General features: G+C 69.0%; 15 protein-coding genes and 1 tRNA gene. 9 read left to right on the top strand and 7 right to left on the bottom strand.

Annotated features, from left to right (window positions below; genetic code table 11):
* The first annotated feature begins 91 nt into the window (after positions 1–91).
* From rlmB to HD593_RS52860, 4 genes are all read left to right on the top strand, one after another.
* Entirely contained in the window at positions 92–1,057 is a 966-nt protein-coding gene (gene rlmB / locus HD593_RS52875) for a 23S rRNA (guanosine(2251)-2'-O)-methyltransferase RlmB (protein WP_185110395.1), read from the top strand.
* Positions 1,058–1,077: 20 nt separating this feature from the next.
* Positions 1,078–1,150 (top strand) — tRNA-Thr (locus tag HD593_RS52870).
* A 181-nt stretch (positions 1,151–1,331) separates the two neighbouring features.
* Positions 1,332–1,556: a hypothetical protein gene (locus HD593_RS52865; protein WP_185110394.1), complete on the top strand. Its 225-nt coding sequence runs from the start codon at positions 1,332–1,334 to the stop codon at positions 1,554–1,556.
* 315 nt (positions 1,557–1,871) lie between these two features.
* Entirely contained in the window at positions 1,872–2,378 is a 507-nt protein-coding gene (locus HD593_RS52860) for a hypothetical protein (RefSeq protein WP_185110393.1), read from the top strand.
* Between the two features lie 210 nt (positions 2,379–2,588).
* Here the strand turns inward: HD593_RS52860 and HD593_RS52855 are convergent, their stop codons facing one another.
* The 4 genes from HD593_RS52855 to HD593_RS52840 form a co-directional block, all read right to left on the bottom strand.
* On the bottom strand, positions 2,589–3,548 hold the full coding sequence (locus tag HD593_RS52855; RefSeq protein ID WP_185110392.1) for an ankyrin repeat domain-containing protein: 960 nt from the start codon (positions 3,546–3,548) through the stop codon (positions 2,589–2,591).
* Between the two features lie 544 nt (positions 3,549–4,092).
* The gene (locus tag HD593_RS52850) at positions 4,093–4,821 is read right to left on the bottom strand and encodes an SDR family oxidoreductase (protein WP_185110391.1); all 729 of its coding nucleotides are present in this window, start codon (positions 4,819–4,821) and stop codon (positions 4,093–4,095) included.
* Positions 4,822–4,843: 22 nt separating this feature from the next.
* The gene (locus HD593_RS52845) at positions 4,844–5,626 is read right to left on the bottom strand and encodes a transposase family protein (RefSeq protein WP_185101767.1); all 783 of its coding nucleotides are present in this window, start codon (positions 5,624–5,626) and stop codon (positions 4,844–4,846) included.
* A 241-nt stretch (positions 5,627–5,867) separates the two neighbouring features.
* Positions 5,868–6,347 (bottom strand): hypothetical protein, encoded by a 480-nt coding sequence (locus HD593_RS52840; RefSeq protein ID WP_185110390.1) that lies wholly within the window; start codon positions 6,345–6,347, stop codon positions 5,868–5,870.
* Positions 6,348–6,358: 11 nt separating this feature from the next.
* Between HD593_RS52840 and HD593_RS52835 the strand changes: the two genes are divergently transcribed.
* From HD593_RS52835 to HD593_RS64090, 4 genes are all read left to right on the top strand, one after another.
* A complete protein-coding gene (locus HD593_RS52835) occupies positions 6,359–6,565 on the top strand; it encodes a hypothetical protein (protein ID WP_185110389.1) in 207 nt (68 codons plus the stop codon).
* A 76-nt stretch (positions 6,566–6,641) separates the two neighbouring features.
* Positions 6,642–7,889, top strand: coding sequence for a hypothetical protein (locus tag HD593_RS52830; protein ID WP_185110388.1), 1,248 nt, complete (start codon positions 6,642–6,644; stop codon positions 7,887–7,889).
* 106 nt (positions 7,890–7,995) lie between these two features.
* Complete coding sequence (locus HD593_RS52825; RefSeq protein ID WP_185110387.1) at positions 7,996–8,394, top strand: hypothetical protein; 399 nt, start codon at positions 7,996–7,998, stop codon at positions 8,392–8,394.
* Entirely contained in the window at positions 8,391–8,516 is a 126-nt protein-coding gene (locus HD593_RS64090) for a hypothetical protein (RefSeq protein WP_281402522.1), read from the top strand. The genes HD593_RS52825 and HD593_RS64090 overlap by 4 nt, the downstream gene beginning before the upstream one ends.
* A gap of 7 nt (positions 8,517–8,523) precedes the next feature.
* On the opposite strand, the gene HD593_RS52820 is transcribed toward HD593_RS64090, so the two are convergent.
* The 3 genes from HD593_RS52820 to HD593_RS52810 all read right to left on the bottom strand — a co-directional run bounded on the left by HD593_RS52820 (position 8,524) and on the right by HD593_RS52810 (position 11,090).
* Positions 8,524–8,979: a flavodoxin family protein gene (locus tag HD593_RS52820; RefSeq protein ID WP_185110386.1), complete on the bottom strand. Its 456-nt coding sequence runs from the start codon at positions 8,977–8,979 to the stop codon at positions 8,524–8,526.
* Positions 8,980–9,122: 143 nt separating this feature from the next.
* Entirely contained in the window at positions 9,123–9,923 is an 801-nt protein-coding gene (locus tag HD593_RS52815) for an isocitrate lyase/PEP mutase family protein (RefSeq protein ID WP_185110385.1), read from the bottom strand.
* A gap of 255 nt (positions 9,924–10,178) precedes the next feature.
* Entirely contained in the window at positions 10,179–11,090 is a 912-nt protein-coding gene (locus HD593_RS52810) for an SDR family oxidoreductase (protein ID WP_185110384.1), read from the bottom strand.
* A gap of 102 nt (positions 11,091–11,192) precedes the next feature.
* Between HD593_RS52810 and HD593_RS52805 the strand changes: the two genes are divergently transcribed.
* Complete coding sequence (locus HD593_RS52805; RefSeq protein ID WP_185110383.1) at positions 11,193–12,407, top strand: cytochrome P450; 1,215 nt, start codon at positions 11,193–11,195, stop codon at positions 12,405–12,407.
* Positions 12,408–12,446: the final 39 nt, after the last annotated feature.

Below are 12,446 nucleotides of genomic sequence, written 5' to 3'. Positions count from 1 at the left end.
GTGGTTTGTCACCACAGAGACGGACTTGGCGGAACATTTGTTGAATCCATCGTGGCTCGGGCTCACCAACGGCCCGAGTACCCTTGTTCACATGGCAGCAGGCGGTAGGGCTTCGGGCAGGCCCGCGAAGAAAAAGGGCCCGGCCAAAGGCACCGGAGGGCAGAACCGCCGGTCGCTCGAGGGCCGGGGCGCGACCCCGCCCGCCGAGATGCGCCACTGGTACAAGGACAAGGCCCGCGCCGAGCGCGTCGCCCGCGAGGAGCGCGGCGGCACCCGCCGCGCCGCCCCCGCCAGGCAGCAGCGCCGCTCGGAAGACGCCCCCGACTACGTCGGCGGCCGCAACCCGGTGCTGGAGGCCCTGCAGGCGGGGGTGCCGGCCAGCGCCCTCTACGTCGCCCAGCGCATCGACAACGACGACCGCGTACGCGACTCCATCAAGATCGCGGCCGAACGCGGCATCGCCCTCCTCGAGGTCACCCGCGACAAGCTCGACCGCCTGACCGAGGGCGGCGTCCACCAGGGCATCGCACTCCAGATCCCGGCGTACGACTACGCCCACCCGTCGGAGCTGATCGACCTCGCCCACGACACCGCCGAGACCCCGCTCATCGTGGCCCTCGACTCGGTCACCGACCCCCGCAACCTCGGCGCCATCGCCCGCTCCGCCACCGCCTTCGGCGCCCACGGCCTGCTCATCCCGTCCCGCCGCTCGGCCGGCGTCACGGGCGGCGCCTGGAAGACCTCCGCGGGCACCCTCGCCAGCCTCCGCGTCGCCCGCGCCGCCAACCTGACGGCGGCCCTGCGCGAATACCGCGAGTCCGGCATCTTCATCATCGGCCTCGACGGCGCCGGCGAAACCGACATCGGCGACGTCGACCTGCTGACCGAGCCACTGGTGGTCGTCGTCGGCTCGGAGGGCAAGGGGCTGTCGCGGCTGGTGCGGGAGCAGTGCGACGTGGTGGCCCGCATCCCGATGCAGGCGGCCGCGGAGTCGCTCAACGCGGGCGTGGCGGCTGGGGTGGCGCTGTATGAAGTCGCTCGTCACAGGCGTCGCTAGCGTCTACACTGGTAGGCCGTGCCGACGTAGCTCAATCGGCAGAGCATCTGTCTTGTAAACAGAAGGTCAGGGGTTCGATTCCCCTCGTCGGCTCTGCAGCTCAAAGGCCCCTTCCTCGTCTTGGAAGGGGTCTTTTTGATCTCTGTACAGCAGCGCCGTACAGCAACCGCGTTAGCTCGCCTGGTCCTGGCCTTGATCGCCGTTAGCCAGCCGGTCGTTGAGTCGGTCGAGTGCCTTGCGGGTCTCCGGGCTTGGGATCTGGGTGTAGACGTTCATGGTCACGCTGATCTGTGAGTTCGGAGGAGTGGAGGCGCTGAGCGGTGTCGAAACGGAGCCGGTCAAGGTGACCGTCGATCGCGTCGCCCTGATCGTCCAGAACCGAGTCCTAGAGCCGGAATGGGTGTATCGCTGGAACACACTCACGCGGTCGTACCCTTGGGAGCCGAGAGCCGCACCTGAGCGGCAGCAAGACAGTGGCGGCGGCCCTGACGGCGGCTGAGTGGTTACACGTTCTATACGCGTTCAAGTCGCCGCCCGATAGGGCGGCCGGGCGGTCCGGGCGGGCGTGCGGCCTCTCCGGGCCGGCCCCGCCGCGCATCGAATGTGCATGGCCGTCGGCAGAAACTCACCGGCGCGACGCGGGCAGGGCACAGTGCCGCCTGGACGTGCCGAGGTAGCAAGGCTTGATTCTGCACCGAATCTCTATGGTGTGCCCGCTATTCGATCATATGGATGTGCTTCTCTTGCTGGAGGCCACCGTGGCCCTGCTCGTGGGAGCACGTGTCGATTGTGAGGTCTGTGGGTGACTGGCGCCGTGATCAAGTCGCATCCGGCGAGAGCGAAGGTGAGAGACCCCTGGCTGGTGATGGTCCTCATCGTCCTGACCATTGTCTTCTCTTCTGGGTACGGAGTCATGGCAGTGGCCGCGAATGAGGGGTTGTGTCAGAAACGGGCGAATTATGAGAACGCCCTTGTCCGGAAGGCGTTGAGTCCCGTTCTCTCCCACGCTGGGCTGGTCGGGTCCATGGAGGACCAGAGCGACTGTGATTCCTCGACGTACGGGTCGTATGTGTATGTCTCCATTGAGAATGTGAAGCCGGAGAACGTCGTTGCCGCCTTCGCGAAGGCGGGGTGGAGCAGCGGCCCGGCCTCCGAGCGCACTCGGGACTGCGCTGCTGGGTGCGACGCATACGACTTGACCAAGAAGTTCGGGGAGCGGATCGTTAACGTGTTGGTCGAGGGAGCCCATGACGTGGAGATCTTGGCCTCGGCGGCCGACGACTGCTGGGATGCCGATGGCTACAGGTGCGTCGACGGGTAAAAGGCAATGTTCCCATGATCTGTACTTCCCATCGGGCGAAGGTGCCGCGGGCTTCCCGTCCTCGGGCCCGGCGTCCCCCCCGTACGGTCCCTTGCCATCGGATGAGCGGGCTGAGGTCACTTGCGATGGTTGTCGTACACCAACGGAAGACAGTCACATGGATCTTTAGTGAAGCTGATTTCGCGGTTTCGGGAAGATCCCGTCCGTACGTCAGATTGAGTAGTCCTGCTTGGGCAGCTGCAGCCAGGTACCGGGTGCGGTGATCGGCTGAGCGTCCATCAGGCGCAGTCCTGCGCCACCGCAACAAAACGCCACAGGGTGGTTGCGGTAGAGGTAGGCAGCGAGGATCTTGTCGGCCCTAGCGTCCGGGGGGACCATGTAGGCACTGTCCGGCTCCCAGGCTACGACCGCGCAATCTCGGGCGATGTACCCGAAGATGCCGCCTTTGGGATTGGAGTACATGCTGTAGCAGACAGTGCCCTGTGAGACGCGCTTAACGACGCCGGGTGTGGATGGGGTGAAACCCCAGGGTTGGGTGATGACGCAGCCGCCGGGCACATCCGTGATGCCGACGATCATGTCGGCGTCCGGGACGTTCCACCAGGTCTCGTAGAGAACGTCGATGTCCACGTCGTCGGCAGGTGCGGCTTCGAGGCGCGCTGTTGCCTCGGCCGCGCTCACGTCGGCCACGCAGGCCAGGCTCAGGCCGCCGTAGTAGAAGTCTCCCAGGGCAAGGATGAGACGTTTGGCTTCTGCCGCGGCGGCGGCCTCGGCCTCGGACAGACCGGTCTCCGGAGAGGGGACGGGGAAGAGGTCAGGGGTGGGGTCGGCCAGACTGAGACGGCCGGGGGACCAGCCGTCCATCATGAGGCGCCAAGGGTCCGCCCCAGCGGCGAGAAGGGCCCGGGCGTTGTCCACGCGGCCTTCGAAGACGGCCATCCAAAGCGCGGTACGGCCTCGATGTTCCGCATCGACGTCGTCGACCCGCATGGCCAGCTCGGCGACCACTTCAGGCGATCCCTGCTCGGCCGCGACGTGTAGCGGCTTGTCAAAGATGCGCACGCCAGAGTTGGGATCAGCGCCCGCGGTGAGCCGGTCACGGATCAGGTCGAGGTCTGACCACCCGTCATAGCCGACGATCCACCATCCGTCGTCGTCGGTGGCAGCCATGACACTCCTTGGATGACGCAGGGACACGTGCGCCACTGATCATGGCCCATGGGGCCGACATTTTGGTCGGTACCTTGCGAGGTGTCGGAGAATGGCAGTCCGAAGGGGGCCTGCCTCGGTAGAGTTTCGCGACCCGACGTCATGTGATCGGAGAGTCGTGGACGGCTGTGGATGATCTCGAAACTGGCGGGCTCGTTCTTGACGGAAGAGGTGCGTCGCGTTGCCCTGCGACCAGGCCCAACTCGTACACCACTCCCGCGGACGCAACCAGCAGACCAGGGCACCGGGCGCTTCCCGCCGGGCAGGTAGTTGTGGCGCATGCCGACCGGGCGCGGTGTCGCTGGATGCGCGGCTCAGGCCCTACTCGTCCTCTTCGTAGTGCCACTCCTCAAACAACCAGGGCGCTCCTATCGAGGCTCTGCGGGCGGCATATCCACACGGGAGGGACGCGGTTTCGGCCACGGCCGGATCGAGATCGATGATGTGTGCCACATGGCAGATCGCCGAAGGACCTGCCGCCTTTGAGCAGGGGTAGAGCGAGCGCTCAGACCTGTTCGAAGTGGAAGGCCTTGATGAAGCAGTCACGGGGCTGGGTGACCGCGAACAGGATGCAGTCCACGAGCGACTGTGCGGTGAGGGCGTCCTTGGCCTCCCGGGGTGTGGAGTTCCACTCCTCAGAGAGGGGGTCGGTGTTGTCGAAGTCGGGCGGGTAGAGCGATATCACCCGGACTCCCTGGGGGCGCAGGCGCTTGGAGAGGATTTCGGTGAAGCCGGCTTGGGCGCTCTTGGCCGCGTAGAAGGCGTCGTGTGCGTTCGAGCGGTGGTGGCCGGCCGTTCCGCAGGCGGAGACCATCGTCACCACGTCTGGCTTGTCGGAGTTGAGGAGGAGGGGGAGGAAGTTCTTCACGGTCAGGACGGTGCCCGTTGCGCCGGAGGCGATGGTGTCGACGACGTCGGCGTCGGAGGCTGACTGGAGGTCCGGCCCTTCGAGGTAGCGCGAGCCGTTGTTGATGAGGATGTCGACGCGGTCGGTGTGCTGGGTGACGCCGGAGGCGAAGTCGCGGATCGAGGCGGGGTCCGTCAGGTCGCAGGCGAAGGCGTGGACCTGCCGATGGCCTCGGGCGCGGATCTCGTCGCGGACGCGCTCGGCGGCGGCGAGGGTGCGTGCGGACAGGAAGACCTCCGCGCCGAGGTCTGCGAGCCGGATGGCCAGAGTTCGCCCGAAGTCGCGGCCGGCGGCAGTGATGACAACGCGGTAGTCGTCGAATCGCATGGTCTCGCTCCTTGAGCGCTTTTCATCCTGCGTAGCGGCCCTCTTCGATGAGTTGCAGGACGAGGATGGCCTGCACGATGGTGGTGGCGCGGTGCGGGCAGCAGCGCAGGCGGGTCAGGACTTTCCAGGTCTTCAAGGTGGCGACGGCGCGTTCGCCGCAGGCGCGGATGCGGGCGTGTGCGCGGTTGACCGAGCGCTGATGGCGTGACAGCGGTGGCCGCAGTCGATGGCCTTTGAACGGCGTGCGGATGCTGCCGCCTGCGCCTTGGTATCCCTTGTCGGCGAAGGTCTGTACGCCTGTGGTGGTCAGCGCGTCGATCAGGCCGGTGGCGCGTGCCGCGGTCAAGTCATGCGTGGCGCCGGGCATCGCAGGTGAGGCCCAGACGAGGCGGCCGGCCGGATCGGCCAGGACCTGCACGTTCACGCCGTGGCATCGGTGTTTGCCGGAGTAGTACGGCCGTTCGTCGGCCAGCCGGTCGATCGGGATCAGGGTGCCGTCCAGGATGGCGTAGGCCAGCCGGCCGGCGCGTAAGGCGGCGGCGTGCACATCGTCGGCGAGCATGGCGAGCAGGTCGGTCGCCTCACGGACGTAGCGCCAGGCGGTGCTGGTGCCGATGGCGAAGCCCGAGGCCAGACGCGCGTAGGTGTCGCCGTTGCGCAGATGGGCGAGCACGAGCAGGGCTTGCCGGGATGGGTCCAGGCGCCGCCACCGGCAGCGGCGCTCGGCACGCCGGGCGCGGATCAGTTCGGCCAGCCGGATCAGGGTGTGATTGGACAGCGGAATCGCGGCAGGGTAAGACAGCAACGAGGCTCTCCGGTAGAGGCATCGGATCTTGGTCGACTGCTGTCTTACCGAGAGCCTCTTCTCATGCCAACCCGTCCTCGCGCCGCCCCCGCTGACCAGCGCGATCAGGTTGGAAAAGCCTCCTTGATTGGAGAGGCTGTTTGTCGCGGTGAAGCGTGTCGGCCAGGGTTGCCCGGTGTCCCGCCGCCGTCCGGGACCGAACCTGGATCTGGGGGGATCGACGATCCAGGGCCGGGATGATTCACGGTGTCCGAGCGGGGCCTTCAAGCTCTTCCAAGAGCCGGCGCATCGCCGCACGGATGTGCTCTTCGATCTGTGCTCGCTTCTCGGGGTGGTCCTCCCAGGCCGTTTGCAGGCTGAGGAACGCCATCATGATCTCGGTCCGAGATGGCCGGGACGTGGAGATGTAGCAAGACTGCCAGTAGACCCCATGGGCAGCCGAAGGGAGGGACATCTCTCCGCGCAGTGCCCGCCGCGCGACCACCGCCATCATTCGAGGGCGCGCCTCCTCCACGTCCGGGACCGGCGAGCCCAACTCCTCCATGGCCTGGTGGAAAAGATCACGGGATTCGCGGACCTCATGGGAGAACAGGCCCGCCAGCTCGCGCAGTGCAGGCGAGTCCACTCCGCGTGCCAGCGCTTCGGCCGCGAGCATCGGCAGCTCGTCAGGGAGCATGTCCTCCAGAACGAGCCGGACTGCGACCTCAACCAACTGTTCCACGCCGCCACCCTATGATCGACTACTACGTGATCGGTTACGACGGAGGCGCCGGGACGGCGGTGGGCGTCAGCGGGGCACACGCGGACGAGGTCGTGCAGGCCAGCGCCGGCAGCAGGAGGGCGGTCAGCATCCGTTTCATCGTTGTGCGCGTTCCCTCCTGTGCCGGAGACATCACCGCAGCTCGCGATGGCGGAGAAGAGGTGACAGGGGCAGCGTAGGCAGGGGTGGTCGAAGCCGTGGGCGTCTACACCCATCCGGCATCGTGCGGCCGGCTGCTGTTCGTACACTGAGCGGATGCCTGATGCGGATCATGCCAGGTTGTGCCGGATCGCCGGCAAGCTCGCCGCGGTGCGCGCCATGCCCGTGCTGCCGAGTGCCTTCGGGGTGGAAGCGCATGGGTTCGAGCTCGGGCCGCCGCTGTCCGAAGCTGTGGTGGCCGAGTACGAGGAGCGGCACGAGGTGGCGCTGCCTGCGGGGTACAGGTTGTTCGTCACCGAGTTGGGCGACGGCGGCGCCGGTCCGGGGTGCGGGTTGCGCCGGCTCGACACCTCATGTTGCGAGCGTCGCCGGTCGGGACATCTGGCTCGGCCCAGTCCGTACGTGCCCGGACCGCGTTACCTCGACGATTGGGAAGAGCGGTACGAGGATCCGCCGGGGCCGGATCGTGTGTTCCTTCGCGGCACGCTGGGGATCGCCGATCACGGCTGTTCTCTCGTCAGCCGGCTGACCGTGACGGGGCCGGCGCGGGGCCGGGTGTTCAATCTCGACCATGAAGGACCGCTCGGCCCGTACGTCGTCGAGGACGCCGACTTCCTGGCCTGGTACGAGCGGTGGCTGGACGAGGCGGTCGCCGGTTACGACGTCGGCTGGTTCGGTGAGCGGCTGCCGCTGCAGGAGGCGGAGCTGGTCGCCGTGCTCGCCGGTGAGCCGTCGCCGGAGCGCCGGGCTCGGGCCGGGGAGTCGTTGCTGCAGTTGCCGGTCGTCAGTGAAGGTGGCTGGACGGCGTTGACCGACGCCATGGTCGGCGACGCGCATCCGACTGTGCGTGCCGTGGTGTGGGACCTGCTGCGATGGCAACGGCACCGGCACGGGCGTCCGCTGGACGACGCCGAGGCGATCGCGGACGACATCGCGCGGTACGCCAGGTCTTACGTGCCACCGGATCTGGAGGCGCTCGGGATTCTGGGCAGGCTCGCCTTCGCCGATGTGCTGCCGGAAGTGAGGTGCCCTGATCTCGAACGGCGTCGGCGGGCGGCGTACCGGCTGGCCTGGAAGCCTTGGGAGTGCAGCCGTGAGGACCTCCAGCGGGACGTCCTCGTCGAGGTGGCCGGTGGGCTGCTGGACGAGGACGACCCGGTGCTCCGCTCACACGGCGTCGTCGTCGTCCGCCAGTTCGGCCTGACCGGGCTTCATCCCGTGCTGCGCCGGCTGCAGAGAGCGGAGACCGGCCCGTGGGTGCTGCACAACATCGAGTGGTGCTTCGAGGAGCCGCCGGTCCCGGCGTCGACGGCGCGGGGATGCAGCGATGATCCGCCGTTCTGAAGGAGGGCTTGTCTGAGCATGACGGGCAGGTACTTCTCGCTTCCCGAGGGGGAGACCCTGCCGGGGATCGCCTTCGTTCACGGCGATGGAGTGCCATACTCGCCGGATGCCCTCCCTGATCTCCCGCGAGAACGCGTTCCACCTCAACGGCTCCCGGCCGACGCTGGTTCTCGTCTCGGCCGAGCCCGTCGAGCAGCTTCCGGTGTTCGAGCTTGGCTCGGGCGAGCCGTCGGTGTGCCCTGGCTGGCAGCTGGTCGCGGGTCTTGCCGTCTCCGTTGTGGACGGGCCGGGTGAGGCCGGGTTCCTCGTCGACGGACTCGTCTCTCCGGATCGGGTGGAGGAGCGATTCACCTGGTTGAGGGCGGTGGATCGGGCCGGTGGTGCCGTTGTGGCGGTGGTGGGGTCGCGGGAGCAGGCGCAGGACTGGGTGACGGTGGCCGGGACCGGAGGGGTGCGCGGCGGGTTCGTGCCGTTGGCGGAGCCCGACGAGGAAGCGGCTCAGTGACGGAGCCTGCTGGGATCGTGGTCGGCCGCAGTGAGGAGACCGATCACGTGCTCATCCAGGTGCGGCCGGTGGGTTCACGCCGCTCGTGGACGCGCTGGTCGCCGTCGATCGGCAGCCCGTGACCGCGCCTCAGCCGGGGCTGATCGTCGCGGCGAGCGTGGCGCCGAGTTCCCAGCAGGCCGCCAGGTCGTCCTTGCCCGGTGCCCCCGTCACCGTCACCGGTGGGTGGGCGCGCTGCCAGCCCAGGCCGGTGGTGATCGACTCCACCGCGCGGATCGCGCCCGTCGTGTCGTTGTTGCCGTGCACGTACAGCCCGTACGGCAGGCGCCGGGTCTCCTCCAGGCACGGGTAGTAGACGGTGTCGAAGAAGTGCTTGAGGGCTCCGCTCATATAGCCGAGGTTGGCCGGGGTGCCGAGGATGACGCCGTCGGCCTCGAACAGGTCGACGGCGGTGGCGCGGAGCGCGGCACGGGTGACCACGTCGACGCCCTCGATCTCGTCCGTGGTGGCGCCCTGTCGTACCGACTCGAAGAGTTCCTGCAGCGTCGGCGAGGCGGTGTGATGCACGATCAGCAGGCGTGACACGGTGCGATCCTCTCACGCACAGATGCGGCTTCCGGGCAGGGGCTCGCTAGTCGCCCGGGGTCACGGTGGCGCCGGGCAGGGACTCCGACCGGGCCTCGGGCGAGCCGACGGTTCGTGATGACTCGTGCGATCTTCGCTCACGGTCAAGGTGCCAGGAAGCCGTTGAGCTCGCCGTAGTCGAGGGTGCCGTCGAGGGAGGTCAGGGTGCCCTTGCCGAGGAGTTCGAGGGTGACCTGGCGGGCCGTGGTGTAGGCGGCCTGGGCGACGGCCGAGCCGAGGCTGATCCTGCGGACGCCCGCTGCGGTGAGTGCGGCCACGTCCGGGCCGCCGGGCATGGCCATGGCGTTGACCGGGAGGGGGGAGGCGTCGCTGAGCGTGCGGAGCGCGGTCAGGTCGAGCAGGCCGGGGACGAAGATGCTGTCGGCGCCGGCCTCGGCGTAGGCGAGCGTGCGGGCGATGACCTCGTCGAGGTCGCCGAGACCGAACAGGATGACGTCGGTGCGGGCGTTGAGCACCAGCCCGGGCAGTCCTGCCCGGGTCGCGGCGGTGCGGGCCTGCCGGATGCGGGCCGCCTGCTCCTCGACCGGGTAGAGCGGGCCGCCGGCGGCGCGGGAGTCCTCCAGGTTGACGCCGACCGCGCCGGCGGCGATCACGTCGGTGACGGTGGCCGTGAGGTCGTCGTAGCCGCCCTCGACGTCGGCGGTGACCGGGACGTCGACCACGGCCGCGATGCGGGCGACGGCGTCGATCGCGTCGGCTCGGCCGAGGCCGTGGCCGTCCTGGCGTCCCCGGCTCCAGGACACGCCGGCGCTGGTGGTGGCGATCGCGGGGGCTCCGGCTGCGGCGATCACGGCGGCGCTGGCGGCGTCCCAGGCGTTGGGCAGGAGCAGTACCGAATCGGTTTGCAGCGAACGGAGCAGGTCGGCCTTGCCGGCGGCGGTCATGGAAGGGGTCTCCTCGGCAGGTGGACGTCGTGGTGCGTGCTCCCAGGTATAGCGCCTGGCGAGGCGCGGCCTGAAGCGGATTTCGGACCTCATCGTCCCGTGCCCGAGGCCACCGTGAACGACTGCGCGGCGCTGAACCGGAACCAGCCGGGCGCCTGCGCGGCCGACGGCACCCCGGCCAGGCCGCAGAAGGTGGCCGAGATGCCCTGAGCCCTCGGCCACGGAGTATCCGCTGGTCTGCGAGCCGTCGTGAGGTCAGCGGTAGCCGGTCGTGTCCGCGGGCTTGCCCGGGTCCTGGACCTCCACCAGGTAACGCCAGCAGTCGGGCTGTGAGCCGTCCACGTCCGTGAAGCCGTACTCGCGGGCGAGTTGCCCGCTGGACAGCGACCGTCCGCTCCAGCGCATCACCTCGGCGTCCGCGGCCAGGGCGGCGACCGCGCGGCCGACGTAGCGGGGCGTCTCGGAGATCACGAAGTGCGGCTCTCGGGCGGTGGCGTCGCGCCAGTTGGCCTCGGTCACCCCGTAGTGCTCCAGCATCATCTCGGATCTGAGCCAGCCGGGCGTCAGGGTCACGGCCGCGCACCCGTACGTCCGCAGCTCCTGGGCCTGCGCGAAGCCGAGCCTGATCACGGCGCTCTTGGCGTGGTCGTAGAAGAATGAGACGCGGTAGTTGTCGTCGTTGTACTCCTTGGTCCCGTCGGTCATCTCCACCACGAGGCCGCCCGGGCGCTTGATCAGCAGCGGCAGCGCGTAGTGGCTGGTGATGATGTGCGTGTCGATGGCCAGCCTGAGCAGGCGCAGCCCGGCGTCGAGGTCGTGCTCCCACAGCGGCTTCTCCCACTGGGCCAGCAGTTCACCGCCCCAGATGTCGTTGACGAGCACGTCCAGGCGGCCGTGGTCGCGTCCGATGCGGTCCACGAGGGCCTTGACCTGCTCGCGTTCCAGATGGTCCACCTGGACGGCGATGCCCTCGCCGCCCGCCTCGGTCACCAGCGCGGCCGTCTCCTCGATGGTCTCGGGACGGTTGTACTCGGATCGGCTGCCGCCGGTGGTGCGGCCGGTCACGTACACGGTGGCTCCGGCGGCGCCCAGCTCGACGGCGATGCCCCGGCCCGCGCCCCGCGTGCCCCCGGTCACGAGGGCGACCTTGCCCTTCAAGTCACTCATGCCGGAGACGCTAGAGCGAAAAGCCGACAGGGTGTGTCATGTTTTCCGGAGCGGCCTTGACCGCCCCCGGCGCTTGCGTACGTTGGGACGGAGGAGGCCGCGATGACCGAGCAGCCCAGCAGCAAGGGAGCCTGGCCCGATCTGCCCCCGGGCCCGTACGGCACCCCCTCTCCCGACCTGGCCCGCAGGCTCGCCGAGGCGCCGATGGAGGCGGCCACGATGCCGAGCGGCGACCGCATCCCCATGATCGTCCGGTACGCGGACGTACGGGGCCTGCTGTCCTCCCCCGCCAGCAGCCGGAACCTGCGCGAGCCCGGTCTGCCCAGGATGGTCAGCGGCACGTTCCTGGACGACGACCCGGCGGCGCTGAACAACCAGGACCCGCCGGAGCACACCCGCTACCGCCGCATCATGCACGGCACGTTCACCCCCAGGCGGATCGAGCGCTGGCGGCCCCGCGTCGCGGCGATCGCCGGCGAGCTGCTCGACGCGGCGGGCGAGGAGTTCGACCTGGCCGCGGACTTCGCGCTGCTGCTGCCCGCGCGGGTGATCTGCGAGCTGCTCGGCGTGCCGATGGACCGGTTCGAGCAGTTCCGTGGCTGGACCGAGCTGTTCCTGTCCACCTCGACCGCCGGCGCCGAAGCGAGGGCCGAGGCGTACACCGCGTTCATGGCCTACGCGGCCGAGCTGATCGCGCGGCACCGGGACGAGCCGGGGGACGACCTGATCGACGTGCTCGTCGAGGCGCGGGACGAGGACGACCGGCTCAGCGAGGACGAGCTGACCAACATGGTCTTCACGCTGATCCTCGCCGGGCACGAGACCACCGCCTCCATGGTCATCCGGGGCACCTTCCGGCTGCTGTGCCATCCCGGCCAGTACGCCCGGCTCGTGGCGCACCCCGAGCTGGTGGAGCCGGCGGTCGAGGAGATCCTGCGGCACGAGGGGCCGGGAGGCCCCGGCATGCTGCGCAGGATCACCGAGGACGTCGAGGTGTCCGGCGGGACCATCCCCGCGGGCACGGTCGTGCTGCCCAACCTGTCGGCGGCCAACCACGACCCGTCGGTGTTCGGGGACCCGATGACGTTCGACGTCGGCCGGTTCGCCGGTGATCCGTCCCACCCGCACCTGTCCTTCGGGCACGGCCCGCACTACTGCCTCGGCGCGAACCTCGCCAGGATGGAGCTGCAGGAGGCGTTCCGCGCGCTGGTGACCCGGCTGCCGGGGTTGCGCGCGCAGGAGGACCTGGCGGCGGTGCGGTGGAACGACGACGCGTTCGCCTACCGGCCGCGGCGGCTGCTGGTCAAGGCCGGATGAGCGGGCGGCCTTTCATGACCCGAATGCTGTGAAGGCGCG

This window comes from Nonomuraea rubra, assembly GCF_014207985.1.
Classification (GTDB): domain Bacteria; phylum Actinomycetota; class Actinomycetes; order Streptosporangiales; family Streptosporangiaceae; genus Nonomuraea; species Nonomuraea rubra.
The sequence above is the reverse complement of the archived record's forward strand: the minus strand, read 5'-3'. Positions and strand labels throughout refer to the sequence as shown.

Coding starts and splice junctions, on each gene's coding strand:
- HD593_RS52830 (WP_185110388.1), top strand. CDS start 6,642: ATGCCTGATGCGGATCATGCCAGGTTGTGCCGGATCGCCGGCAAGCTC.
- HD593_RS52850 (WP_185110391.1), bottom strand. CDS start 4,821: ATGCGATTCGACGACTACCGCGTTGTCATCACTGCCGCCGGCCGCGAC.
- HD593_RS52810 (WP_185110384.1), bottom strand. CDS start 11,090: ATGAGTGACTTGAAGGGCAAGGTCGCCCTCGTGACCGGGGGCACGCGG.
- HD593_RS52825 (WP_185110387.1), top strand. CDS start 7,996: ATGCCCTCCCTGATCTCCCGCGAGAACGCGTTCCACCTCAACGGCTCC.
- rlmB (WP_185110395.1), top strand. CDS start 92: ATGGCAGCAGGCGGTAGGGCTTCGGGCAGGCCCGCGAAGAAAAAGGGC.
- HD593_RS52805 (WP_185110383.1), top strand. CDS start 11,193: ATGACCGAGCAGCCCAGCAGCAAGGGAGCCTGGCCCGATCTGCCCCCG.
- HD593_RS52865 (WP_185110394.1), top strand. CDS start 1,332: ATGGTCACGCTGATCTGTGAGTTCGGAGGAGTGGAGGCGCTGAGCGGT.
- HD593_RS52835 (WP_185110389.1), top strand. CDS start 6,359: ATGATCGACTACTACGTGATCGGTTACGACGGAGGCGCCGGGACGGCG.
- HD593_RS52855 (WP_185110392.1), bottom strand. CDS start 3,548: ATGGCTGCCACCGACGACGACGGATGGTGGATCGTCGGCTATGACGGG.
- HD593_RS52815 (WP_185110385.1), bottom strand. CDS start 9,923: ATGACCGCCGCCGGCAAGGCCGACCTGCTCCGTTCGCTGCAAACCGAT.